Raw genomic sequence first — 24,659 nt, forward strand, 5'->3', positions numbered from 1 at the left:
CACACCCTATTGGTCGTCATCCAGATCAACAGTCTGGGGAGTTATCCACAGATTCGGATCTGGGTGTTGTTTGTGTCAGACCCCCTTGAGAGAATGGATCATCAGTTCGAATCAATGGAGATTGGGGGCATGATGAGCGAGTTCAACCCAGTGCGGGCCCGCGGGGTGGCCGCACGGTTGGTGGAGTTGGATCGGGCGGTCCACCGGGCCGAGGCGCAACGTTTCCTGGCGTTGGCGGAGTTCGCCGACGAGTACCGGGCGGAGGCAGATGGGGGGCCGGTGCTGGACGGCATGGAGCGCACCGTGAAGTGGGGTGGTGACGGCACGCCGGAGGTCGCCGAGTTCTGCGTCCTGGAGCTCTCGGCGCTGTGGGGTGTGACCCCCCATCTGGCGCAGCTGCAGATCGGTGACGTGCTCGCGGTGCGACACCGGTTGCCGAGCGTGTGGAGGGCGATCGAGGCCGGGCGCGTGCGGGTCTGGGCTGCGATCGACCTGGCACACGCCATCAGGCCGTTGACGCTGGAGGAGGCGTTGCAGATCGACCAGGAGATCGCCCCCGACCTGGGCCACATGTCGCGGCGCCGGCTGCTGCGCTACGTGAAGGGCCGGGTCACCGACATGCGGCCGAAGGAGGCGCAGTCGGAGCACGAGGAGCTGAAGAAGCAGTGCGGGGTCGAGTTCGGGGAGCCGCATCAGGGGTTCACCCAGATGTGGGCGGTGCTGCCGGCCACCGAGGCGGTGTTCCTGAAGGCGCGGCTGGACCAGGTGGCGGTGTTGCTGGGAAAGTGCCGGCCCGAGGGGGCGCTGCTGGAATCGATGGGGATGCGCCGGGCGCTGGCGCTGGGCGTGCTGGCCAGCCCCGCGCTGGGGCTGCAGATGCTGCAGGGGGCCGCGCAGGACGAGTTGCCCACGCTCGATGCAGAGTGCCCTGCGGCGGGGCTGCGCGGGCACACCTGCGGGGCGGTGACCACGGACCCGGAGAAGTTGCTGCCGATCGCTGACGTGGTCGTCCATCTGACCGATGGCGTGTTGCGCGATGGGGAGGGGGTTGCTCGTAGTGAGCAGTTGGGGCCGCTGTTGGCGGGCTGGACGAAGGAGTTGCTGGGGCACACGCGGGTGCGCGTGCGGCCGGTGTTGGATGCCGGCAACCAGGTGCCCACCGACTCGTACGAGTGCCCGGCGCGGATGCGGGAGGCGGTGGAGTTGCGCAACCCGTACGAGGTCTTCCCGTTCTCTCAGCGGCCTTCGGCGGGTTGCGACATGGACCACACCGTCGAGTGGCGGCACCGGCGGGGTGCTGAGATGCCGTTGACTCGCAGCGACAACCTCGGGCCGCTGTCGCGGTGGGTGCACCGGCTGAAGACCTTCGGCGGGTGGAGTCTGGACCAGGTGCGACCCGGGGTGTTCCTGTGGACGTCGAAGTTGGGCTTCGGCTACCTCGTGACCCCGTCACGGTCGTGGATGATCACTGACCCGACCGGTCGGATTCTGGAGCGGCCCGAGGAACCGGTGGAGGTCGCGGTCTGAAGGTCTCGCCTCGGGGTCATGCGCAGCCTGCCGGGAGCTCTGGTCGTCGCAGAACTCGATCGCCATCCTGGTGATCTTCGTCGTGCCCTCGATGCGCCGGCCCCCGGTGAACGAGGAGGCGATTCGGGTGCGGAGTCAGGGGCCTTGGACGAGGACGCTGGAGAGTTCTCCGACGTGGAGTGGGGCGGTGCCGGTGCGGGTGATGGGGATGGTGCCGGTGAAGCCGAGGGCGTCCCATTGGATGGTCCAGGTGGTGGTGGCGGTGATCGTGTAGTGGGCCTTGTCGGTGTAGGTGTGTCCGCAGTCGGGCGAGGGTGGGGGTGGGGTGATGACTGGTGCTCTGGGGGTCATGGTGGTGCAAGTGATGGTGGTGCCGTCGCCGAGGGTGATGGTGGTGGGTCCTTGGGTGGCGGTCATGGTGATGGTGATGCCCTGTTGGGTGGTGGTGGCGTGCAGGGCTTTGGGTTCGGTGGTCCAGATCCAGATGGGGAAGCCGATCGGGATCATGTTCCATTTGTTGCGGGCGGGGTCGGGTCCGATCTGGATGGTGGGTTCGGGGACCTGGAGGCTGAGGCTGGCTTCTCTGGCGACGGCGGGGATGTTCACGCCGGTAGCTGGGTTGCAGTGAGACAAGGGATCCAGGCCGGGGCCGGCCGAGCAGCCAAGCCAACCAGTATCGGCGTTGGGATCGACAGGGGTGGCGGGGTCAGGTTCGCCGCCCACATACTGTGTGCATATCAAAGTACCCGTGATGGGATCATAGACTTCCTCGATGCATACCCGGATGTCGGCATTCGCGGTCGGAGTGAAGGTTCCAGCAATGAGCACGAGTACTGCCAGCAGTGCTACCCATCGCATGACGAAGCCTCCTTGGATTCGTTATAGGTGATTCGCAGCTTCCCATCCGACGCCCTGCTGAACTCAGCTCGATTGCGCACGAGGGCGTTCACTTGCTGCGGTGAACCGCCCTTGGCGCTAGCGCTACGCCCTGTCATGTCATTGCAGAACTGGATCCCGATCAGTGAGCTCGGCTGGAGGTCCTCGCCGATAATGGCTTGCCGATGGACGATTGTGGAGCCTTGAAAACTGTTCCCTTGGGTGAACGTGAACTGCAGGCTCTTCTCGGCGCTGCTGGCGTATACCCCTCCGACAAACTCCTTGAGCGGTTCAGGCAGGGTCTCAGCCCCACCTTGACTCTCGTACTCGTCCATCAGCCGGCGCATCTCCCGATAGACCCACTCGGCCTCCGCAGCCAGAGCCGCAGTCTCCTCCGCCGTCGTAGGCCTGGCCGTCACCACCAGCGACGGCGACGGGCTCACCGTCGCACTCGCACTAGAACTCGAACTCACACTCGGGCTGCCCGTCTGCGTCGTCGGCAGGATCGGTGAGATCGAGGGCGGGGGAGTGGTCTCGCCTCCGCTGGGCTGGCAGGCCGCGAGCAGCGCCACTGCTGCCACGGCCGACGTGACGCCGGCGATACAACGCCGCGCAAGGGGATGGGTGCTGGACACTCGCCCATCTTCACCCAGAACCCGGCCAGTTCCCAAGACATCCCACGCAACCTGTGGATAACTCCCAGCCAGCCGCCACCCCTAGAACAGGTCGAACACCCTCGGCGTCAACACCGCGAGCCCACCGACCAGGCAGGCCAGCGTCCCGAGCAGGAAGACCAGTGTCCACACCTGCGCCGGCACCTTCGTGATCCGCGCCAACTGCCCGGCATCAGACCCCGCCGACGGCCGACGCGCCAACTCCACCGTCGGCCGCGGCGCCGACAACAACAGCAGCCACGTCAGCAGGAACCCCAGCCACGACTGGTGCACCGGTTCCAGGTAACACGACGCCGCCGCGACCCCGGCCAGCACGACCAGCATCACCAGCAGCCCGTAGAAGTTCCTGATGAACAACAGCATCACCGCGAGCAGCACCGCCCACGCCCACAACAACGCGACCGCATACCCGCCGGCCAGCGCCAGCGCCGCCCCCAGCCCGACGACCCCGGGCGCCAAATAGCCCGCCAGCAGGGTCGCCACCATCCCGGGCCCGGTCGGGCGACCCCGCGACACCGTCAACCCCGAGGTGTCCGAGTGCAACCTGATGCCCGACAGCCGACGCCCACACAGCGCGGCGACCACCGCATGCCCGGCCTCGTGCACGATCGTCACCAGCATCCGCACCAACGGCCAGGCGAACAGCACCAACCCCAGCGCCACCGCCCCGAGCAGCCCCACCACCGCCACCGAGGGCACCGGTTGGGCGGTGGTGATCCGCGTCCAGAGCTCAAGCACGCCGACAGCCTACGTCGGCCAGCGGCCCGGCCAGCCACCGCTCGACCTCAGCCCGCGACCGCAACCGGACGACCACCAGCCCCGGCTCGTCCCGGGCCAGCTGTGGCACCCGTTCGCGGTACTTGTGTCGCGTCGAGAACGACCACCGCAGAATGTGCTCCGGGTCGGTGAACACCGTCCACAGCGCAGGCTCCACGTTGCCGTTCCACAACACCTCGCGCCGCAGCCGGCGCCGCAGCGTCCGCGCGACCAGCCGCGGCAGCGTCGAGGTCCAGTACGGCAGGTCCAACCAGACCATCACGTCGGCGCGCGACACCAACAGCTCGCGCACGCTGCGGTACTGCCACTCGGTCACCCACTCGTCCTCGGCCACGAAGGCCTCGACGTCGGCCTCGAACTCCGGCCGCGGCACCCAGCCGGCCCCGTGGAACAACCCGTCGATCTCGACATGGCGCGACCCGAGCGCATCGGCGATCCGCCCCGCCAGGGTCGTCTTGCCGGCACCCGAGACCCCCGCCACGATCACCCGCCGCGGGCGGAACCCCAGCGGCGAGTCGACGTCACGCACGCCAGGTCTGGCGGCCCCGCCACCAGGTCGCCACCACCGGGTCGGGCAGGTCACGACCGTGGTAGGGATTGTTGCGCCCCTTCGACAGGGAGGCCTCCCGATCCACCACGCTGCGCCGCGACGGGTCGACCAGCACCAGGTTCGCCGGCTCCCCAACAGCCAGCGGACGACCCTGGTGGGCGAGTCCACCGATCCGCGCCGGGGCGTGGCTCATCTTCTGGGCCACCTCGGCCCAGCCCAGCCGCCCGGGCTTCACCAGCGTCTCGACGACCGTGCTGAGCGCCTGCTCGATGGCGATCATTCCCGGCTTGGCCTGCGGGAACGGCTTGGCCTTGTCCTCGGCCCGGTGTGGGGCGTGGTCGGTGGCGACGATGTCGATGGTGCCGTCGACCAGCGCCGCGCGCACCGCCTCCACGTCCTCGGCCGGGCGCAGCGGCGGGTTCACCTTGTAGGTCGTGTCACCAGAACGCAACTCGTCCACGGTCAGCAGCAGGTGGTGCGGCATCACCTCGGCGGTCACCCGCACCCCGCGGGCCTTCGCCCAGCGCAGCACGTCGACACCCTCGGCGGTCGACACGTGGCACACGTGCAGCCGCGCACCCAGATAGGCGGCGATCTGCACGTCCCGCGCGATCACCACCGACTCCGCGATCGAGGGCCAACCGTCCAACGCCAGATCGGACGAGACAGTTCCCTCGTGGCAGCAGGCCGAGGGTCCGGCCAACGTCTGATCCTGGCAGTGCTCGGCCAACACCCCGTCGAAGGGCAGCATCTGCTCCATCGCCGCCCGCACCAACCCGGCGCTGGGCACCGAGAACCCGTCATCAGAGAAGACGGTCACCCCCGCCGCACCCATCTCGGCGATCGACGACAACTCCTGGCCGGCCAGGCCGCGGGTCACCGACCCGATCACGACCACCTCGGTCGAGGCGCCCTCGGCCAGGGCACGCATCTGCTGCACCCGCTCGGCCGAATCGGTCGTCGGGGTCGTGTTCGCCATCGCATACACCGCGGTGAACCCGCCCCGGGCCGCGGCCGCGGTGCCGGTGGCGATCGTCTCGGCCGCCTCCTGGCCGGGTTCGCGCAGGTGGGTGTGCAGGTCGACCAGCCCGGGCAGCGCCACCAGTCCATCGGCGTCGACCCGGGTCGCCCCGGCCGGTGCGGAGTCCACCAGCAGGCCGTCGGCGAGGTGCAGGTCGGCCCGCGTGCCGTCGGGCAGGGTGGCGCCGACGAGGGTCCATGGGTTGGGCATGCGCACATCCTAGGCCCGGCCCCCGACATGATTCGTCCCCGGCCGCCATGGGCAGCCGGGGACGAACCGATCTCGAGGAACCGAGACTCAGGCGTTGGTGGCCTGGTGCATGTCGGCGAACCAGGGCTCCAGGCGCTCGTAGGCGTTGAGGAACAGCCGGTACGGCTGCGCGTACGCCGCGTTCGCCTCCACATTCGGCATGGTGTCGGCGTCACGCTGGGACACCTTCTGGGCGATGGTGAAGTCCTCCCAGACCCCCACCCCGACACCCGCGACGACGGCAGCGCCGATGGCGTTGGCCTCGTCCACGATGTTGCGCGGCGAGACGGGCAGGTTCCAGGCATCGGCCAGGATGCGCTGCATCACCGGGGACTTGGCCAGACCACCGATCAGGTCGATGTGATCGACCGTCACCCCGGCGTCGTAGAAGGCGGCCAGCCCCGTGTTCAGGTTGAAGGCCACGCCCTCCAAAACGGCGCGCATCATGTGCTCGGGCTTGTGCTCCATGTGCAGCCCAGCGAAGACACCACGGGCCAGCGGGTTCCAGTGCGGTGAACGCTCACCGATCAGGTAGGGCAGGAAGACGAGACCGCGTGTGGCCGCCTCGACCTCGCCAGCCTTGCCCAGGAACTCCTCGTAGCTGGCGCCCTGGCCCAGCACCTCCATGCCCCAGGCGACCGAAGCGCCACCGGCCTGCATGGTGGCCGTGGGCACGAACTGGCCAGGAATCACGTGGTTGAAGGTCATGGAGCGCATCTTCGGGTCCAGCAGCGGCTGCGAGGACGAGACCGATACCCACGACGAGGAGCCGAGGTAGGCATACGCACCCGAGGCAGCATCAATGACGCCGGCGCCCAGCGCCGCCATCGGGCCGTCGCCGCCGCCCATGACGACCGGGGTGCCCTCGGCCAGACCGGAGGCCGCGGCGGCCTCGGCGGTGACCTTCCCCACGACGGTGGTCGAGTCGACGACCGGCGGGAACAGGCTGTGGTCGAGCCCGGCGGCGTCGATGAGGTCCCAGGCCCAGTCGCCGGTGTGCTGGTTGTAGGCGTTGGTCGACGATGCGTCGGAGGGATCGGTGGCCAGCACCCCGGTCAGCTTCATGACGACGAAGTCCTTGGCCAGACAGAACTTCTTCGTCCGGGCGAACACCTCGGGCTCGCGGTTGCGGATCATCATCAGCTTGGTCAGCGAGTAGGTCGGGTTCAGTCGATGGCCGGTGATGCGGTAGCACTCGTCCATCCCGAAGCGCTCGATGAGCTGGTCGCATTCCGCGGTGGAACGGGTGTCGGCCCAGATCACCGCCGGGCGCACCGGGTCACCGTGTTCGTCGAGCATCACGGCGCCCATCATCTGGCCCGAGAAGGACACCCCCTCGACGTCGCCGGGCTTGGTGCCGGTCTCGGCCAGCAGTTCACGTGAGGCGCGGCAGACCGCGTCCCACCAGTCGAGGGCGTTCTGCTCGGCCCTGCCGTCGGTGCCCCAGTCGGCGCCGTAGTTGATGGTGCGTGAGGCAAGCATGCGGCCGTCATGGTCGACCAGTGTTGCCTTGTTGCCCGTGGTTCCAAGATCGTGTGCGATGAGCATGGTCAAACTCCGTTGTCTGTGTCGTGGGTGAAGTCGTGGGTGAAGTCGTGGGTGATGGGGTCAGGACCGCGCGCGCAGCTCGGCGAGCAGGGACAGGCCAGACGAGGTGCCGATGCGGGTGACGCCGGCTGCCAGGTACTCCAGGGCCGCGTCGAGGGTGCGCACACCGCCGGACGCCTTGATCTGCACGGCGTCGCCGACGACCTCGCGCATCAGTCGGACGTCGGCCAGGGTGGCCCCGCCCGTGCCGAAGCCGGTCGAGGTCTTGATGAAGTCCGGACGAACGGTGGCCGCGACCCCGGCGACGGCGCGCTTCTCGTCGTCGGTGAGGTAGCAGTTCTCGAAGATGACCTTGATGGTCACCCCGTGCTCCCGGCAGGCGTCGGTGATGCGCTGCATCTCGTCGGTGATGTAGGCGAGGTTGCCTGCCTTGAGTTCGGTGATGTTGATGACGTAGTCGATCTCGCCCGCGCCATTGCCGATGGCGACCAGGGTTTCGGCGACCTTGTCCTCGATGGTGGTCTGGCCCAGCGGGAAGCCGATGGCGGCGCCCACCTTGACCCCGGTGTCCTGGAGCAGTTCGGCGCACATCTTCACGGGGTAGGGGTTGATCGCCACCATGGCGAACGTGTTCTCGGCGGCCTCGCGGCACAACTGCTCGAACTGCGCCTTGGTCGCGTCGGGCTTCAGCAGGGTGTGGTCGATCAGGCCGGCCAGGTCCTGCGGGGTGATGTTGGCGGTGTCCATCGGGTCTCCTCGGATTGTACGTATAACTTGACCTGTACGTACAACTTACGTGAACCTGTGACGGCTGACCAACCGGGGGTGCCCGAATTCAGTCCAACGGCTCGACGTGCCCACCCGAGCGCACGTTCGAGACCTCGACCACGAAGCGTGACCGGTCGGCGCGGTGCCAGGCGGTGAACACGTCGACAGGCTGGTGCGAGGGGTCGCGACCCAGCGATCGCACCACCAGCACCGGGTCGCCCTCGCTCACTGCCAGCGCCCGGGCGATGGCGGACGAAGCAGCTGCCGCTTCGACGCTGCGTGAGGCGCTGGTCACCATCACCCCGTAGTCATCAGCGAGGATCGCGTACAGCGAGCCCTGGGACAGGTCACGCTCGAGCAGCCCAGGCACCCGGCTGGCCACGATCCAGGAGTCCACGTAGGTCCAGGGCTGCCCGTCGGTCAGCCGCACCCGGACCAGGTGCGCGCACGGGGTGCCCGGCTCCACCCCGAGCTGGAGCGCCACCCAGGTCGGGGCGGGGTCGATGCTGTGCGAGACCACCCGGGAGGTGACGAGCTGGCCCTGGGCCGCGGCGTTGGCATGCAGCCCCCGGGCCGAGGACAGCAGCGCGTCGCGCGGGGTGGTGCTGGCCAGGAAGGTGCCGCTGCCCCGGAAGCGGTCGACGATGCCCTGGCGCTCCAGGTCAGACAGGGCCTGCCGGGCCACCGAGCGAGCGACTCCGAACATGGCGGCAATCTCGTTCTCCGACCAGAGCCGTTCACCGGGCTGCAGCCCGTGGGCATGGATGTTGTCCAGCAACGACTGCTGCACCCGGCGATACAGCGGCTGCGATGGGTCACCCACCAGGGGAACCCGGGTGTCCGACACGTCAGCCCAGCTCCCAGTCGATGTCGGCCCGCCAGGGCCGCTGCTTCAGCGTCGCCCGCACCGAGTCGGCAGAGCAGCCCAGCGCGATCAGGAACATCGCCATGCGCACCTTCAACCCGTTGTCGGTCTGCTTGAAGATCGCCAACCCCGGCAGGCCGTCCACGTCGGACGACAGGTCATAGGCGTCGTGGCGCGAGTCCCTCGGCAGCGGGTGCATGATGATGATGTCCTGGGCCACCCCGGCCTGCTCCAGCAGTTCGCGGTTCAGCAGGTTGCCGCGCACCTGGGAGTGCAGTTCCTCGGTCATCCGTTCGCGCTGCACGCGGGTGGCGTAGACCACATCGGCCTCGGCCACCGCCTCGAGCACCGAGCGGCACTCGACGATCGTGTTGCCGTGCTGGTGGGCATGCTCGGCCACCGAGTCGGGCAGCCCCAGGCTGGGTGGGCTGAACAGCCGGAAGGTGATGCCGTCGTTGACTGACAGCAGCTTGATCAGGGAGTGCACGGTGCGGCCGTACTTCAGGTCGCCGACCACCGCGATGGTCGCGCCGTCGAGGGAGCGGCCGCGAGCGTCCAGTTCACGGGTCAGGGTGTAGCTGTCGAGCAGCGCCTGGCTGGGGTGTTCCCCGGCCCCGTCGCCGGCATTGAGCACCGGCACGGTCGAGGCGGCCGCGAACTCGGCGACCGAACCCTCGTCGGGGTGGCGCACCACCAGCACGTCGGAGTACCCCGACACCACCCGGGAGGTGTCCTGGATCGACTCGCCCTTGGCCATCGACGAGAAGGTGAAGCCGGTCGTGGTGGTGACCTCACCGCCCAGCCGCAGGAAGGCCGACTCGAAGCTGAGCCGGGTGCGGGTGCTGGGTTCGAAGAACAGGCTGCCGAGCACTGCCCCGTCGAGCACGGTGCAGACGCTGCGGCGTTCGGCGATGGGGGCCACGACATCGGCCATGTCGAACAGCAGTTCCAGGCCGTCGCGGTCGAACTGGCTGACGCTCAACAAGTGACGTCCGGCGCTGAACATGGGCAGTGTGGGCTGGCTGGGCACATGACCTCCTGGCGGTTGCTGCCAAGGAACCTAGCACCCGCCGGTGACACAACTTGTTCGCGTCGACATGTGAATCCTCACAGCGCACAGTGTTTCCGCTAGGGTGACCGCATGATTGCTTGGCTTGCGTTGCCGCTGGAGGTCCTGCCCGGATGGCCGGAACCGGAACCGGTTTCGACCCTGCACCTGCTTTGGCTCACCCTGCTCGGTCCGGTGGCCGCCATTCTCGTGATCACCGCCATCGGCTGGACGCCGCGACTGATGCGCAAGGCCCGCGCCGGCGCCAGCGCCGACGGACTGGCGCTCACCGAGGGTGATGCCGCCGAGGACGAGGCCGCCATCACCGAGGGTGCCTCGACGGCGCGCCGCGCCGCCATCGACGCCTGACCCAGGCGAGTCACCACCCACCTCAGCTACTCACACACACGAAAGGTGCCCCGCCACTCGGCGGGGCACCTTCGTCGTTCGTCCGCTGTGCTCGACCAGCCAGGCTGCTCGGCGGGTTACGGGGCCTGCTGGGCCCGCAGCGCCCGGGCCAGCGCGTCACGGCGCTCACTCACGGTGCGCTTGACCTGGTCGGAGCGCTCGCCCTCGGCCAGCCACTGGTCGACCCGCTCGACGTAGGCCTGGTCGGCATCGACCGGGAACAGCAGCGTCAGCACCGCGTCGACGGCGGCATGCCCGCGCTGCTCCCAGCCGTCGCGACCCTCGGAGATGGCCTCAGCGACCTCGAGGTAGCGCTCCTTGTAGGGGGCCAGCAGTTCCTGCTGGTCGAACTGCCAGAAGTGCTGGCACACCTGCCGGTGGGTGCCGTTGGGGATGCCCGGTTCGGCGGTGGCCCGCTGCCAGGCCTCGGCCTTGGTCTGCTCATCGGCCATCGCCGACAGCACACCGGCGGCCTGCTCGGCGCCGCTGATGGTGTTGTCACGTTCCAGTTCGGCGGCCACCTCGTCACGGCCGACGACACCCTGGCGGGCCAGCGCGACCAGCACCCGCCAACGCATGTCGGTGTCGATCTCGAGGCCCTCGGGGGTCTCCTCGCCGGTCAGCCAGGCCTGCAGCAGGTCGGTCCCGCCGGGGGTGTGCACCCCGCCCACCAGCGCGTTGGCGAAGGCCAGCTGGTGGTCCGAGCCCGGTTCGGCCTGCTTCAGGGCCAGCGCCAGGCCACGCACCAGCTGCCCGCGCACCTCGGCGCGGCGTTCCGGCGCGGTGTAGCTCGTCGCGGCCAGGGTCGCCTGACGGTTCAAGGTCTGCACCGCGGTCAGGTCGCTCTCACGGCTCACCCCGCGGGTGACCAGGTCGACATAGTCGGACGAGGCCATCTCTGCGTCCCGGGTCATGTCCCAGGCCGCACCCCAGAGCAGGGCGCGCGCCAGCGCATCGTCCAGGGTGTCGATGGCGCCGACCGCCGTCTCCAGCGAACGCGGGTCGAGCCGCACCTTGGCGTAGGTCAGGTCCTGGTCGTTGAGCAGCACCAGGTCGGCCGACTGGGTGCCGACCAGGGCCTCCACCTCGGTGCGTTCCCCGCTGACCTCGACCTCGACCGATTCGCGGCGGGTCAGCCGCCCTTCGGCCAGGTCGAACAGGCCGACCGCGGTCTTGTGGGTGCGCAGGGTGGGCCAGTCGGGGTGGGCCGACTGGACGATGGCGAAGCGGGTGAACCGGCCCTCGTCGTCGACGTCGAAGTCGGCGCGGAAGGTGTTCACCCCCGCCTGCTCGAGCCACTCACCGCTGAACCAGCCCAGGTCGCGCCCCGAGGCCTCCTGCAGGGCAGAGAGCAGGTCGTCCAGTTCGGTGTTGCCCCAGGCGTGCTTGGCGAAGTAGGCCCGCACCCCGGCCAGGAATGCGTCCTGGCCGACGAGGCTGACCAACTGCTTGAGCGTCGAGGCGCCCTTGGCGTAGGTGATGCCGTCGAAGTTCTGTTCCACCGCGCGCAGGTCGACCATGTCGGCGGCGATCGGGTGGGTGGTCGGCAGCTGGTCCTGGGCGTAGGCCCAGCCCTTGCGGGCGTTGGCGAAGCTGACCCACGGGTCGACGCCGCCGTACTGCTCGACGATCCGGCTCTGGGCGTAGTGGCTGGCCCATTCGGCGAACGACTCGTTCAGCCACAGGTCGTCCCACCACTTCATGGTGACCAGGTCGCCGAACCACATGTGCGCCAGTTCGTGCAGGATCGTGTTGTCGCGGCCCTCGTAGGCCGCCGCCGTCACCCGCGAACGGAACAGGTACTCGTCGCGAATGGTGACCAGCCCCGCGTTCTCCATGGCGCCGGCGTTGAACTCCGGGACGAAGGCCTGGTCGTAGGTGCCGAACGGGTAGGGGGTGCCGAAGTCGGCCTCGAACACCTCGAAGCCGCGCTTGGTGGTGGTCAGCACGCGCTCGGCGTCCAGGTGTTCCTTGACCGACTGGCGGCACAACACCGAGGCCGGCACCTCGCCGGACGTGCTGGTGATGGTGTCGGTGACCACGTGGTACTCACCGGCCACCAGGGCGGTGATGTAGGTCGACATCGGGGGAGTGGGTTCGAAGGTCCAGCGGCCCAGCTCGTCGTCGCCCTCGACGGGTGCGGGCTCGACCGAGGCGGCGTTGGAGACGACCACCCAGTGCTTCGGGGCGACCACACGCAGCGCAAAGGTGGCCTTCTGGTCAGGCTGTTCGAAGTTGGCGAACATCCGCCGCGCGTCGGCGGTCTCGAACTGGGTGTACAGGTAGACGCGGTCGTCGGCGGGGTCGACGAAGCGGTGCAGGCCCTCACCGGTGTGGCTGTAGCGGCAGATGGCGGTGATGGTGAGCTCGTGGTCACCGGCCGCGGCGGCCAACGGGTAGCGGGTGCCGGTGAACGCGGCCGGGTCCAGCGGCTGGCCGTCGAGGACGACCTCGACCACTTTGTCGGCGATCAGGTCGATGTGGGTGGGCTCGTCGCTCAGGGTCTGGAAGCGGGCCAGCGTGGTCGACACGAAGGTGTCGGGGTCCTCGACGGAACGGCCACCGAGGTCCACGGTGACGTGGTAGCTGCTGCTGCGCACGATGGCGGAGCGGGCAATCGCCTCGTCGCGCGTGATGTTGGTCATCGAAGTCCTTTCCGGGCCCGGCAGATCCCTTCGAGGTTAGGGCAGGGGCCCTCGTCAGCCCGTGAGACGGGGCCGGTGTTGGCCCAATCGTCACCAATCGAGGTGCAAGTTGTGTCGTGGGTCACCGTTAGTCTTGGTGCCATGACCATCAATGTTGACTTCTGGTTCGACCCGCTGTGCCCCTGGGCCTGGATGACCTCCCGCTGGATGCTCGAGGTTGAGAAGGTGCGCGACGTGCACACCACCTTCCACATCTTCAGCCTCGCGATCCTGAACGAGGACAAGGATGTGCCCGAGCAGTACCGGGCTGGGATCGAGGCCGGGCGTCCGGCGACCCGCGCCGCCATCGGCGTGCTCGAGCAGTACGGGCAGGACGGCATTCGTGCCTTCTACACCGCGCTGGGCACCGCCTACCACCCGAACAACGAACCCAAGGACGGCCAGACCCTGCGCAAGGTGCTGGACGAACTGGGCTACGACGTCAGCATCGCCGACCGCGCCGAGGCCGGGGAGTGGGAGGACCAGGTCCGCAAGTCCTTCGAGGAGGGCATTTCGCTGGTCGGCGGCGAGGTCGGCACCCCCATTGTCAAGGTGCACGACACCGCCCTGTTCGGCCCGGTCATCTCGCCGGCGCCGAAGGGTGAGCAGGCAGGTGAGCTGTTCGACGGCTTCGAGAAGCTGGCCGCCTACCCCGGCTTCTTCGAGGCCAAGCGCACCCGCACGGTCGACCCCATCTTCGACTGAGGATGGCCGACCCCCGGGTCCGACACCAGTGGACCGACCTGGCCACCAGGATCACCGAGGCCCAGGAGGCGTACTACGGGCGCGACGCGCCCACCGTCTCCGACGCCGAGTACGACCAGTGGCTGCGTGAGCTCGAGGCGCTGGAGGACCAGTACCCCGAGCTGCGCACCCCGGACAGCCCCACCCAGCGGGTCGGTGCTGCCCAGGCGCTGACCGACTTCGCGCCGGTCACCCACCTCAGCCAGATGACCAGCCTCGACAACGTGTTCTCCGTCGAGGAACTGGACGACTGGCTGGCGCGGGTGCACCGCGGGCTGGGCGCCGAGCAGGTCGACCTGCTGCTGGAACCCAAGATCGACGGCCTGGCCATCAACCTGACCTACGAGCAGGGCCAGCTGGTGCGTGCCGCGACCCGCGGTGACGGACGAGTCGGTGAGGACGTCACGGGCAACGTGCGCACCATCGCGGGCGTGCCGCACCGCCTGCAGGGCAGCGACATCCCGGCCGTGGTCGAGGTGCGCGGGGAGGTCTTCTTCCCGATCGAGGCCTTCGCCGACCTCAACGCCAGCCTGGTCGAGGCCGGTCGGGCCCCGTTCGCCAACCCCCGCAATGCTGCTGCCGGGTCGTTGCGGCAGAAGGACCCGGCGGTCACCGCCACCCGCCCGCTGCACATGCTGGTGCACGGCATCGGGGTGCGGCAGGGCTTCGAAATCACTCGCCAGTCGCAGGCCTACGAGCGGCTGCAGGGCTGGGGGCTGCCGACCACCACCCACTTCGAGGTGGTCGACTCCGCTGAGAAGGTGCACGCCTTCGTGACCCGTTTCGGGGAGCAGCGGGACTCGGTCGAGCATGAGATCGACGGTGTGGTGATCAAGGTCGACGACCTTGGTCAGCAGGGTGAACTGGGGTTCACCAGCCGCGCGCCCCGCTGGGCGATTGCGTACAAGTACCCGCCGATGGAGGTCAACACCAAGCTGTTGTCCATCGAGGTCAATGTGGGTCGCACCGGCCGGGTCACCCCCTACGGAGTGATGGAGCCGGTCGTGGTGGCCGGGTCCACGGTGGCGATGGCCACCCTGCACAACGCCCATGAGGTCAAGCGCAAGGGCGTGCTGATCGGCGACACCGTGGTGCTGCGAAAGGCCGGCGACGTGATCCCCGAGATCCTCGGGCCGGTGGTCGACCTGCGTGACGGCACCGAGGTCGAGTTCGTCATGCCGACCCACTGCCCCGACTGCGGCAGTGAACTGCGCCCCGAGAAGGAGGGTGACAAGGACATCCGCTGCCCGAACGCCGAGTCGTGCCCCGCCCAACTGCGGGAACGGCTGTTCGCGCTCGCCTCACGCCAGGCCTTCGACATTGAGGCGCTCGGCTGGGAGGCCGCCAGCGCCCTGCTCAGCCCGGGGCCCCTGGCCAACGAGGCGAAGCTGTTCCGGCTCACCGCCGACGACCTGGTGCAGCTCGACTTCTTCACCCGTTCGGCGAAGAAGGGCGAGGAGTCGGTCAACGGCAAGGTGCTCAGCGCCAACGGCCACAAGTTCCTGGCCAACCTCGACAAGGCCAAGGAGCAACCGCTGTGGCGGGTGCTGGTGGCGTTGTCGATCCGCCATGTCGGGCCGACCGCGGCCCGGGCGCTGGCAACCAGGTTCGGTTCACTGGAGGAGATCCGGCGGGCCCCGGTGGAGGTGCTGGCCGCCACCGACGGGGTGGGTTCGGTGATTGCTGAGTCGATCCGTGACTGGTTCGAGGTCGACTGGCACAACGAGGTGGTCGACACCTGGGCTGCCGATGGGGTGCGGATGGCCGACGAGCGTGACCTGTCGATCGAACGGACCCTGGAGGGCCTGACGGTCGTGGTCACCGGCTCGCTGGAGAATTTCAGCCGCGACGGCGCCAAGGAAGCGATCATCACCCGCGGCGGCAAGGCCTCCGGCTCGGTCAGCAAGAACACCGACTTCGTCGTCATCGGCGCCAACGCCGGCTCCAAGGCCGCCAAGGCCGAGGAACTCGGCCGCCCGATCCTGGACGAAGCGGGCTTCGTCGCCCTCCTCGAAGGCGGCCCCGACGCGGTGTTTCCCAGTCACAGCGATTGATCGCCGAACGTACCCAGGACCGCCGCTCGGGTCAGCGAGGTACGAGCGAACCCTCCCGCAAGCGAGCGAGGCACGAGCGAGCGCGCCGGGATTGGTTTTGGCGGCGCCCGTCGGAGCGGAGCGGAGACTAGAAGTATCGCAGCGTGCGGGGGGCCTCGGCGACGCGGAACAGGTCGTCGAAGGCCGCCACCGCCTCCGGGGAGCCCTCAATGCGCCCGGCGCCGTGCAGCACCCGGGCACTGAACCCGCCCAGGTACAGCGACCCCAGGGTGTCGATGCCCATGGTCACCTGCGGGGTCTCCCGGCTGGGGGAGGCCTCGACGTGCCCGCCGCGCACCGACAGGGTGACGGTGCCACCGGCCAAACCGGACGGGTCGGCCACGCCGAGGGTGATCTCGCCGTCCTGTTCGAAGCGGCGCACCCGCAGGGCGGCCGGCACGTCGAGCAGGCGGGTCCACATCGAGTCGCGTACCTCCACCGTGCGCAGCCGCCGCGGGTCGACCAGCGCCCAGCGCAGCGGCCCGTTCGGGTCACCCCGGCGGAAGGTCGCCCGCTTCAGCAGGTCGTGGTTGCCGATGAACAGCCACAGCCCGAGCTCGGCGTTCGGGTTGAGCGCCAGCAGTTCGACGACCTGCAGTTCTTCGTCCTCGACGATGCGGTAGGTCAGGATTCCGTCCACCCGGCCGCCGGCGCCCACGTGGGCCACCGCACGCATCTTGCGGTCCACCGCCCCCGACTCCCAGTCGAAGCGGCCCAGCACCGACGACTCATGGGCGGCACTCGCGCCGTGGGAGCCCAGGTGGCTGCGGTGGAAGGCGTCAAAGGTGTCGCGCCACAGCGCAGCTGCCTCGTCCGAGGTGGGGTCGAGCTGGACGATGTTGCCGACCGGCTGGGTGCGCAGCGCGAACCCGTGGCTGATGTCGAGTTCGTAGCGGTGGTGCAGCATCGAGACGCCGAACCCGAACCGGCCGTAGATCGTGGCCTCGGTGACGGTCAGCGCGGCCAGGCTCTGGCCGCGTTCGCGGGCCTCGCCCAGGTCGGTCATCATCATTTCCCGCAGCAGCCCCTTGCGGCGGGCGGTCTGGCGCACGGTCACATCGGTGATGAAGTTGGCCGGTTCCAGGTGCCCGCCGCCGGTGTTGATGGTGTTGTCCCAGGACAGGAACGTCGCCAGCGGCGCAGTCATCGCCGCCGGCACCTGCGCGGAATCACCGTCGGCGGCGTAGGTGACTGCCCGCACCCGGCCCGCGTCCCGGGCGAGGAACTCGACCTGCTTGTCGAGCTGCTCGGGGCTGGTGTCGCCGGACAGGAATCCCAGTGACACCGCGCGAACCCAGGCCTCGAGCTCGGGGGTGCGGGTGCCGGAATCAATGCGGGTCAGGGAATAGTCGCTCACCCGCCCAGCCTAGTGGCGACGAACCTGACAAGATGGGGGCATGCGCGTTCACATTGCCACTGATCATGCTGCCTTCGAGCTGAAGGAATACCTGGTCGCCGAACTGCAGGCCCGCGACTACGACGTCGTCGACCACGGTGCGGCCACCTATGACGCCGCCGACGACTACCCGACCTTCGTCATCCCCTGCGCCGAGGCAGTGGCTGCCGAGCCCGGCTCCCTGGGCATCGTGCTGGGTGGTTCCGGCAACGGTGAGCAGATCGCGGCCAACAAGGTCAAGGGAGTCCGGGCGGCACTCGCCTACAACCCGGAACTGGCGCGGCTCGGCCGCCAGCACAACAACGCCAACTGCGTCGCCCTGGGTGGCCGGATGCAGCCGCTCGACCAGTCCCTGGCGATCGTGCTCGCCTTCCTCGAGACCCCGTGGACGAACGAGGCCCGCCACGCCCGTCGTCTGGAGATGCTCGCCAAGTACGAGGACACCGGCTCCCTCTGACCTGGCGCAGACTCAGCGTCGGCGCCGACCCTGGGCGCGGGCGAGCAGGTCGTCGACGACCCGCTCGGCCCGGGAGACGTCCTCGGGGGTGGGCCGGGACACCTCACGGGCCCGCAGGGCACGGTCCCGGTCGACCAACCCCGAGATGCCGTCGCGGCCGAACTCCCGCTTGTCGCCGCCACGCTCCTGACGCCTGTCCATGCCGGAAGTCTAGGTGCCCGCATGGAATACTGGCCGACAATCACCAGTGCACCGGACGAACTGCTTGTCAGGAGGGAATTCTTGCCCGAAGGTCACGTCATCCACCGGCTCGCGCATGCCCTGACCGATGCCTTCGCCCACCTGCGCGTCGAGGTCAGCTCGCCGCAGGGGCGTTTCGCGGAGTCGGCGGCGCTGCTCGACGGTCACGTGCTGACCGGTGCCGAGGCGTGGGGCAAGAACCTGTTCGTCGACTTCGATGCCGGCATCCCCGAGACGAGCATCCACATCCACCTCGGGTTGATCGGCAAACTGGGGCTCGCCCCGACCGCACCACCCCAGGGCCAGGTGCGGCTGCGGATCAACAATGACGAACTGGCCGCCGACCTGCGTGGCCCCCAGACCTGCGCCCTGGTCAGCCCCGAACGCCGTGACCAGGTGGTCGCCGCCCTGGGACCTGATCCGATCCGTGAGGACGCCGACCCCGACCGCGGCTACGCACGGGTGAAGCGTTCCTCGAAACCCATCGCCGCGCTCCTGATGGACCAGAAGGTCGCCGCCGGGGTCGGCAACATCTACCGCGCCGAAGTGCTGTTCCGGCACCGGCGCAACCCGATGACCCCCGGCACGCGCATCTCGAAGAAGCAGTGGGACGCGATGTGGGCCGACCTGGTCGTCCTGATGCGCCAGGGCGTGGTCGACGGGCGCATCGACACCGTCACCGACGAACACCTGCCCGAGGCGATGGGCCGGCCCGCCCGCGAGGACGCCCACGGCGGTGAGGTCTACGTGTACCGCCGCACCGGCCAACCCTGCCTGGTCTGCGGCAGCGAAGTGCGCAGCAAGATCCTGGAAGCCCGCAACCTGTACTGGTGTCCGACATGCCAACGCCGCCGCTGATCCACTGGCAGGGCCTCGAGTTCGAGGTCACCGATTCCGGCGACCTCGGACAGGTCACCGAGCAGGACGGCGGGCAGGTGCTGCTGCGGGCCCTGCGGGTCGAGCTGCCGATGCCCTGGGCGCTCGGCGAAGTCACCCTGCTGAGCACCGAGGTCGAACAGCAGTGGACCCACCCGGACGGGCCGACCGCGGTCGTCCGGCAGGTCTGGGAGGAAGCCTGGACGCTGCGGGTGACCCTGCTCAACAAGGGCGATGCGCAGGTCAGCGTGCCCGCGCCGCGGCTGAGGTTCTCGGCGACCTGGCCCACCCGGCGCTGGCTGGGCGGGGGAGAGGCCACCATCGCTGTCGACCCCGGACGAGCCCAGCAACTGCTGTTGACCCAATTGCGCGGCCAGGCCCAGCAGGTCGACGGCCAACTGCTGCTGACCCCCGACCCGCTGGTGCTGGCGGCCCACACCGAAGACCACGGCCCCGGCCAGTTCCAGGTGTCGTGGCGCGGCGCCTGGTTGGACGACCACACCCAGGTGGCGCGGGTGCTGCCGTTCTGGTGGCCCGAACGGGTGGCCCTGGCCGAAGGCGAAGAGGTCGTGCTGTCGCTGCCCGATGCCGCGACCACCGCCTCCCGAGAGATCCGCACCAGCCTCGAGGACGAGGACACCTGGATCGGTGCCCCACCCGGGCGCCACCAGGTGCACGTGCACAACCGGCTCGGCACCACCACCATCGACCTGTGGTGGGGCCGCAACCTCGACTCGGCCAAGCACCGGGAGGCCAGCCGCATCCTCGACGTCACCGACCCCCGCACCTGCGAACCCTGGGAAGCCTGGATCGTCACCTGTGCGGCCGACACGCTCGGCCCCGAAGAGGTCGGCGACTACCTGGTCACCGCGGTCGAGGAATCCTGCGCCCGCTCGGGCCCGGTGCACCCGCTGGAGGTGATGACCGTCAGCTCCTGGTTGGCCGACAACCCCGGCGCCGACGACATCTGGCTTGGGCTCGAAGACCTGGTGACCCGGATGCCGACCGTGCCCGGCAGCCAACTTGCGCTCGTCCACACCCGGCTGCTGGCGATGCAACTCGGACGAACCAGCCCCACCCTGCGCGCCCGCCGCTCCCCGGTCGCCGAACAGCTCAGCCGCGTCGAGCAGGCGATGTGCCGGGTCGAGGCCGGCCTGCTGGACCCCGCCGACGAACCGGACGAGGACGCCTGGCGGGTGGCCGGGTTGCTCGGCGCCGGGCTGCCGGGGGAGACGGTGAGCCTGGTGCGGCTGGCGCAGGTGCATACCCTGACCTCGTTGTACCCCGAGCACTGGGACCTGACCGCTCGCTGGCCGGTGCCGCTGGCGGTGGCCCGGCAGGCCGCCCGGCAGAAGGTCGTGGCGAGCATCGATCTGCCGGACGGCTGCGAGGCCTTCGGCTGGGTGCTGGCCGGCCTGTAACCGTCGATCACCGGCCTCAGCGTCCTGGCTTGACCACCCGGGCCGCGCCACCGCCACCGCGGGTGGTCTCGGCCGCCGCGATCATGGTCTTGCCGTTGATGTCGATGCCCGAGGCCAACCCGATCGACCCGCTGTTGGTCAGCACATGGCCCAGTGCCCGCAGCCCGGCCCCGGTGGCCGAGGTGTGCAGGCCCCCGTCAACCCCCGCGCTGGCGGAGTTGCGGGAGCTGATTCGCGGCGCGGCCACCGCAGCCACCAGCGGCAGGCCCCGTTCCAGGTGGCCCAGGATGATCTGCGCGACGGTCGTGATGATGGTCGCCCCACCGGGGGTGCCGGCGGCCAGCACCGCTCCCGACTTGTCGGACAGGATCGTCGGGCTCATCGACGAACGGGGCTGCTTGCCGGAACCGGGCAGGTTCGGGTCGGGCACTCCCGGGGTGAGCGGCACGAAGTTGAAGTCGGTCAGCTCGTTGTTGAGCAGGAATCCTCGTCCGGGCACCGTGATGGCCGAGCCCGCGGTCTGCTCGATGGTCAGCGTGTAGGCCACCGTGTTGCCCCACTTGTCGACCACGTTGAAGTGGGTGGTGTGCGGGCCCTCGTACGGCTCACCCTGGGCGGTGCCCAGCGGCGGCGGGGTGGTGTAGTCACCGTCCGGGAAGCCGAACGGGATCGGGCGAGCCTGCGCACGAGTGGGGTCGAACACGCCGGCGCGCTCCCGGGCGAAGCCCATGCTGAGCAGCTCATTGACCGGCACCCCGCGCACGTCACCGACCCAGCGGTTGCGGTCGGCGAAGGCGATCGAGCTGGCCTCGGCGAAGCGGTGCAGGTAGTCGATCTCCGAGACCTGCGACAGGCCGATGCCGGTGCGTTCGGCGAAGGCGGTGATCAGGTTGAGGATCTGGCCGACCGCGATGCCACCCGAGCTCGGCACCCCCATCCCGTGGACCGTCAGCCGCTGGCGGTGGCCGGCGGCGGTGAAGCTGCTCTCGGTGGGCTTGAGCACCGAGGCGGTGTAGCGGTCCAGGTCCTGGGGGCGCAGCTGGCCCTTGAACACGCTGTCACCCGGGTTGGTGGTCGGGTTCGCGGCCTCGGCGGCGATCTCACGCGCCAGCTGGCCGTGGTAGAACTCGTTGACCCCGCGGCGGCGGATGAGCGCATAGGTGTCGGCCAGGTCGGGGTTCTTGAACACCGAGCCCACCTCGGGCGGGGCGCCGCCGGGCAGGAACAGCTGTGCCGAGGCGGGGAAGCGGGCCAACCGGGTCGCATTCGACGAGGTCTGCGAGCGGAAGTTCGCGTCGACGTAGAACCCGCGGCGGGCCAGTTCCTCGGCCGGTTCCAGCAGGTCGGCCAGCTTGCGGGTGCCGAACCGCCGGGCGGCGACCGCCCAGGTCGCCAGCGTGCCGGGGGTGCCGACCGACAGCCCCGAGGTGACCACCTCGTTGAAGTTCAGGGCGTTGCCGTTGCCGTCGGTCAGGGATCCTTCGTGGAAAGTGCGCGGCGCGGTTTCGCGGCCGTTGATCGTCCAGGTGCGTCCGGTCTTGGCCTCGCGGTAGACGAAGAACCCGCCGCCGCCGATGCCCGAGGAGTAGGGCTCGGTCAGGCCGAGCGCTGCGGCGGTGGCGATCGCGGCGTCAACGGCGTTGCCGCCGTCCTTGAGCACCTGCAGGCCGATGGCGCTGGCGTAGGGGTCGACCGACGAGACCGCGCCACCGCTGCCGATGGCCTCGGGCACCCGCAGCGGCTCAGGCACCGGCGGGCCGACCGGGGTCGGCTTCGGGGTGGGCTTGGGCTTGGGGCCTGGCTTCGGCTTGGGGTCGGGCTTTCCCTTGGCGAAGGCTTCAGCGGGGGTCGCCACGGCAGCGGCGGTGCCCAGGGCGGCCGCGGCGAGCAGCGCGCGGCGAGACGGTGAGGGGCTGTTCACGATGTGCTCCTAGCAATGAGGGGAGCTTCCATCTAAACCCGGGCCGGACGATCCTGCAGTCGGTAGGTCGAATTGACCTCTACAGCAGGTTCGAGATCAGGCGCGCCCCGGAGTTGCGGAACCGTCGCGCCCAGCCCCACGATTCGACCTCGGCCAGGGTCAGCTCGCGGCAGTTGGCCAGGTCGTCATTGAAGTGGCGTTCGTGTTCGGCGGCCAGGTCTTCGTCGTAGATCCAGACCATGAGTTCCTTGTGCAGGCGCAGGCTGCGCATGTCGAGGTTCATCGTCCCGATCGAGCACGCCACGCCGTCGACGGTGAGGGTCTTGGTGTGGAAGAAGCCCTTCTCCCACTGCCAGATGCGGGCGCCGGCCTTCAACAGCGGACGAAAGTAGGTTTCGGCGGCATACCAGGGCACCTTCTTGTCCAGGTACGAGGTGGTCATCAGGTCAACCCGGACCCCGCTGGCGGCGGCGTTGACCAGCACGTCCATCGTCGAGGAGTCGGGCACGAAGTACGGCGACTGCAGCAGCACCCGGTCCTTGGCGCCACTGATCGCGACCTGGTGGGCGCGGGTGGCCGAGTACCAGGGGTCGTCATGGCCGTGGTGCACGGTCTGGACGATGATGTCGCCGCTCGGCAGTGACGCGTCGGGGTAGTACTCGGTGCGGAACAGGTCTTCACCGAAGACCTCGTACCAGCGCAGGTCGAACAGCTTCTCGAGGTCGGCGACCCCGGGGCCGGTGATGCGCAGCCCGGTGTCACGCCAGGCCGGGAACCTCTTGCCGCCGTCGATGTACTCCTGGCCCAGGTTGAACCCGCCGGTGTGGCCGATCTCGGCGTCCACCACGGTGATCTTGCGGTGGTTGCGGTAGTTGAGGCGCGCCAGGCCCTTCATGTCGCTGCCGATCAGGGCGCCGGCCTTCTTGAGCTGGCGCATTTCCTTCTTCGAGTAGGGCAGGCACCCGAAGAAGTCGTTGAGGATGCGCACCTCGACCCCGGCCGCCAGCCGGTCGAGCAGCACCTTGGTGATCCGGGCGGTGAGCTCGTCGTGCTCCCAGATGAAGTAGGTCATGTGGATGAACCGCTTGGCGTTGGCCAGGTCGTCGATCAGCAGGTCGAAGTACTCGGCGCCGTCGACGCTGATCTCGCAGGTGCGCACCGGCAGCGGCGGCGCCTGGGCCGTGGTGGCGATCACGGTGCTCGTCCGGGCGACCCAGTCGGTGGTGATGTTCTCGCGGAACGCGGCCACCTGCTCGGCGTGGGGTTGGAGGACCTGCGGTAGGAACGCCGTGCTGATCGCGGTCAGGCGTTGTCGTTTCTTCGAGCGTTGGGAGATGACCGGCCAGTTGCGGCCGAAGAAGAAGTAGATGACCAGCCCCACGAACGGCAGGGTGATCAGGATCACCAGCCAGGCGAGGGCGGCCGTGGGGTCGCGGTCGGAACTGACGATGGCAATGATGACGCCGATCCAGTACAGGAGCAGGACCACGTCCACGACCAGCCAGAAGTTCATGGGACATGTCTACCGCTTCACGGCGCGGCGCAACGGCGTTTCAACTGGTGGCTGGGCGATGTGCCCGGCCGGGCTGCGGGCGTCAGCCGCGGACGTAGCCCTCAAGCTGGTCGCGCTCGGTCTGCAGTTCGTCCAGCCGGTTCTTGACGACGTCACCGATGGACACGATGGCGACCATTCGTCCGTCCTTGACCACGGGCAGGTGGCGCACGCGGCGATCGGTCATCGTCCGAGCGATGAGCTCGAGCTCCTCCTCGGGTCCGCAGGTGAACACGTCGCGGGTCATCACCTCGCGGACGAGGCGGGCGCCGGCGCCGTCCTCACGCACCAGTGGCACCAGGTCTCGCTCGGAGATGATGCCGTCGACCCGGTCGTCCCCATCGGAGACGACCACGGCGCCGATGTGGTGCTGCTCGAGCAGGTCAAGCAGTTCGGCGACGGTCGCGTCAGAACGGATTGTGATGACGTCATGTCCCTTGCGGCGGACCACCTCGTCGATACGCATGCTTGATGTTACGACGGCGCGCGGGGGTCGCGGGTAGGGGAGTGACGATGTTCTCAGTGACTTCTCGGTTCCCAGTGACGTCTCGGGTGGTCAGGGAGTTCTCGGGTGGTCACCGGCACAGGTGGGTGTCCAGTACGCTGGACGATGTTGTCGGGCTGACCCCCGCCGACACCGGGGCGTAGCGTAGTGGCTAGCGCGCCTGCTTTGGGAGCAGGAGACCGCAGGTTCGAGTCCTGTCGCCCCGACCATTGTGAAGTCATTGTGAAGTCTCGGGACATCGTCATCGGGTGTCTCGGGACTTGGTTTTCTTTTTGGGGCCTGGTGGTGGTCCTGGTTCGGGGCCGAGTGGCTGGGGTTGCGGCCCACGTCTGCAGCGCGAATCCACGTCTGCAGCGCGAATCCACGTCTGCAGCGCGACCCTGAGTCTGCGGGTCTGCCAGACGTGCAAACGCAAACTCGGCCTGCGGATGCCAACAGGCTCTGCAGACGTGGCGCCCG

The 24,659-nt window shown here is 68.9% G+C and carries 22 protein-coding genes and 1 tRNA gene; 8 read left to right on the forward strand and 15 right to left on the reverse strand.

Features of this window, described 5'->3' with window-relative positions; genetic code table 11:
• The first annotated feature begins 129 nt into the window (after window positions 1-129).
• On the forward strand, window positions 130-1,527 hold the full coding sequence (locus ACQE3C_RS04685) for a hypothetical protein (RefSeq protein WP_434538020.1): 1,398 nt from the start codon (window positions 130-132) through the stop codon (window positions 1,525-1,527).
• A gap of 135 nt (window positions 1,528-1,662) precedes the next feature.
• Here the strand turns inward: ACQE3C_RS04685 and ACQE3C_RS04690 are convergent, their stop codons facing one another.
• From ACQE3C_RS04690 to pyrB, 9 genes are all read right to left on the reverse strand, one after another.
• On the reverse strand, window positions 1,663-2,133 hold the full coding sequence (locus ACQE3C_RS04690) for a hypothetical protein (RefSeq protein ID WP_434538021.1): 471 nt from the start codon (window positions 2,131-2,133) through the stop codon (window positions 1,663-1,665).
• A gap of 239 nt (window positions 2,134-2,372) precedes the next feature.
• A complete protein-coding gene (locus ACQE3C_RS04695) occupies window positions 2,373-3,038 on the reverse strand; it encodes a hypothetical protein (protein WP_434538022.1) in 666 nt (221 codons plus the stop codon).
• Window positions 3,039-3,119: 81 nt separating this feature from the next.
• On the reverse strand, window positions 3,120-3,815 hold the full coding sequence (locus ACQE3C_RS04700; protein WP_434538023.1) for a M50 family metallopeptidase: 696 nt from the start codon (window positions 3,813-3,815) through the stop codon (window positions 3,120-3,122).
• The gene (locus tag ACQE3C_RS04705) at window positions 3,808-4,383 is read right to left on the reverse strand and encodes an AAA family ATPase (protein ID WP_434538024.1); all 576 of its coding nucleotides are present in this window, start codon (window positions 4,381-4,383) and stop codon (window positions 3,808-3,810) included. Before ACQE3C_RS04705 ends, ACQE3C_RS04700 begins: the two co-directional genes overlap by 8 nt.
• On the reverse strand, window positions 4,376-5,635 hold the full coding sequence (locus ACQE3C_RS04710) for a dihydroorotase (RefSeq protein ID WP_434538025.1): 1,260 nt from the start codon (window positions 5,633-5,635) through the stop codon (window positions 4,376-4,378). Before ACQE3C_RS04710 ends, ACQE3C_RS04705 begins: the two co-directional genes overlap by 8 nt.
• A gap of 87 nt (window positions 5,636-5,722) precedes the next feature.
• Entirely contained in the window at window positions 5,723-7,222 is a 1,500-nt protein-coding gene (gene xylB, locus ACQE3C_RS04715; protein ID WP_434538026.1) for a xylulokinase, read from the reverse strand.
• A gap of 60 nt (window positions 7,223-7,282) precedes the next feature.
• Entirely contained in the window at window positions 7,283-7,969 is a 687-nt protein-coding gene (gene deoC / locus ACQE3C_RS04720; protein WP_434538027.1) for a deoxyribose-phosphate aldolase, read from the reverse strand.
• Window positions 7,970-8,057: 88 nt separating this feature from the next.
• On the reverse strand, window positions 8,058-8,813 hold the full coding sequence (locus tag ACQE3C_RS04725; protein ID WP_434538028.1) for a GntR family transcriptional regulator: 756 nt from the start codon (window positions 8,811-8,813) through the stop codon (window positions 8,058-8,060).
• 25 nt (window positions 8,814-8,838) lie between these two features.
• Window positions 8,839-9,885, reverse strand: a complete 1,047-nt coding sequence (pyrB, locus tag ACQE3C_RS04730) for an aspartate carbamoyltransferase (protein ID WP_434538029.1) — start codon at window positions 9,883-9,885, stop codon at window positions 8,839-8,841.
• Window positions 9,886-9,996: 111 nt separating this feature from the next.
• Here pyrB and ACQE3C_RS04735 point away from each other — a divergent pair, with 111 nt between their 5' ends.
• Complete coding sequence (locus ACQE3C_RS04735) at window positions 9,997-10,272, forward strand: hypothetical protein (protein ID WP_434538030.1); 276 nt, start codon at window positions 9,997-9,999, stop codon at window positions 10,270-10,272.
• Between the two features lie 116 nt (window positions 10,273-10,388).
• On the opposite strand, the gene pepN is transcribed toward ACQE3C_RS04735, so the two are convergent.
• On the reverse strand, window positions 10,389-12,956 hold the full coding sequence (gene pepN / locus ACQE3C_RS04740; protein ID WP_434538031.1) for an aminopeptidase N: 2,568 nt from the start codon (window positions 12,954-12,956) through the stop codon (window positions 10,389-10,391).
• Between the two features lie 141 nt (window positions 12,957-13,097).
• Here pepN and ACQE3C_RS04745 point away from each other — a divergent pair, with 141 nt between their 5' ends.
• Both ACQE3C_RS04745 and ligA read left to right on the forward strand, forming a co-directional pair.
• The gene (locus ACQE3C_RS04745; RefSeq protein ID WP_434538032.1) at window positions 13,098-13,700 is read left to right on the forward strand and encodes a mycothiol-dependent nitroreductase Rv2466c family protein; all 603 of its coding nucleotides are present in this window, start codon (window positions 13,098-13,100) and stop codon (window positions 13,698-13,700) included.
• 2 nt (window positions 13,701-13,702) lie between these two features.
• Window positions 13,703-15,793, forward strand: coding sequence for an NAD-dependent DNA ligase LigA (ligA, locus tag ACQE3C_RS04750; RefSeq protein WP_434538033.1), 2,091 nt, complete (start codon window positions 13,703-13,705; stop codon window positions 15,791-15,793).
• Between the two features lie 127 nt (window positions 15,794-15,920).
• On the opposite strand, the gene ACQE3C_RS04755 is transcribed toward ligA, so the two are convergent.
• The gene (locus ACQE3C_RS04755) at window positions 15,921-17,189 is read right to left on the reverse strand and encodes a GNAT family N-acetyltransferase (protein WP_434538034.1); all 1,269 of its coding nucleotides are present in this window, start codon (window positions 17,187-17,189) and stop codon (window positions 15,921-15,923) included.
• 40 nt (window positions 17,190-17,229) lie between these two features.
• Between ACQE3C_RS04755 and ACQE3C_RS04760 the strand changes: the two genes are divergently transcribed.
• On the forward strand, window positions 17,230-17,685 hold the full coding sequence (locus ACQE3C_RS04760; RefSeq protein WP_434538035.1) for a ribose-5-phosphate isomerase: 456 nt from the start codon (window positions 17,230-17,232) through the stop codon (window positions 17,683-17,685).
• Between the two features lie 12 nt (window positions 17,686-17,697).
• Here ACQE3C_RS04760 and ACQE3C_RS04765 read toward each other — a convergent pair whose 3' ends face one another.
• The gene (locus tag ACQE3C_RS04765; RefSeq protein WP_434538036.1) at window positions 17,698-17,886 is read right to left on the reverse strand and encodes a hypothetical protein; all 189 of its coding nucleotides are present in this window, start codon (window positions 17,884-17,886) and stop codon (window positions 17,698-17,700) included.
• A gap of 21 nt (window positions 17,887-17,907) precedes the next feature.
• On the opposite strand from ACQE3C_RS04765, the gene ACQE3C_RS04770 reads away from it, so the two are divergent.
• Together ACQE3C_RS04770 and ACQE3C_RS04775 are read left to right on the forward strand one after the other, a co-directional pair.
• On the forward strand, window positions 17,908-18,783 hold the full coding sequence (locus tag ACQE3C_RS04770; protein ID WP_434538037.1) for an Fpg/Nei family DNA glycosylase: 876 nt from the start codon (window positions 17,908-17,910) through the stop codon (window positions 18,781-18,783).
• Complete coding sequence (locus ACQE3C_RS04775) at window positions 18,756-20,222, forward strand: hypothetical protein (RefSeq protein ID WP_434538038.1); 1,467 nt, start codon at window positions 18,756-18,758, stop codon at window positions 20,220-20,222. Before ACQE3C_RS04770 ends, ACQE3C_RS04775 begins: the two co-directional genes overlap by 28 nt.
• A 16-nt stretch (window positions 20,223-20,238) precedes the next feature.
• Here ACQE3C_RS04775 and ACQE3C_RS04780 read toward each other — a convergent pair whose 3' ends face one another.
• From ACQE3C_RS04780 to ACQE3C_RS04790, 3 genes are all read right to left on the reverse strand, one after another.
• Window positions 20,239-22,143 (reverse strand): gamma-glutamyltransferase family protein, encoded by a 1,905-nt coding sequence (locus ACQE3C_RS04780; RefSeq protein ID WP_434538039.1) that lies wholly within the window; start codon window positions 22,141-22,143, stop codon window positions 20,239-20,241.
• Between the two features lie 79 nt (window positions 22,144-22,222).
• Window positions 22,223-23,656 (reverse strand): cardiolipin synthase, encoded by a 1,434-nt coding sequence (cls, locus tag ACQE3C_RS04785; protein ID WP_434538040.1) that lies wholly within the window; start codon window positions 23,654-23,656, stop codon window positions 22,223-22,225.
• Between the two features lie 82 nt (window positions 23,657-23,738).
• Window positions 23,739-24,161, reverse strand: a complete 423-nt coding sequence (locus tag ACQE3C_RS04790; RefSeq protein ID WP_434538041.1) for a CBS domain-containing protein — start codon at window positions 24,159-24,161, stop codon at window positions 23,739-23,741.
• Window positions 24,162-24,333: 172 nt separating this feature from the next.
• Here ACQE3C_RS04790 and ACQE3C_RS04795 point away from each other — a divergent pair.
• Window positions 24,334-24,409: transfer RNA gene (locus tag ACQE3C_RS04795), tRNA-Pro, on the forward strand.
• Window positions 24,410-24,659 lie beyond the last annotated feature (250 nt).

This window comes from Aestuariimicrobium sp. Y1814 (assembly GCF_050113895.1).
GTDB lineage: Bacteria > Actinomycetota > Actinomycetes > Propionibacteriales > Propionibacteriaceae > Aestuariimicrobium.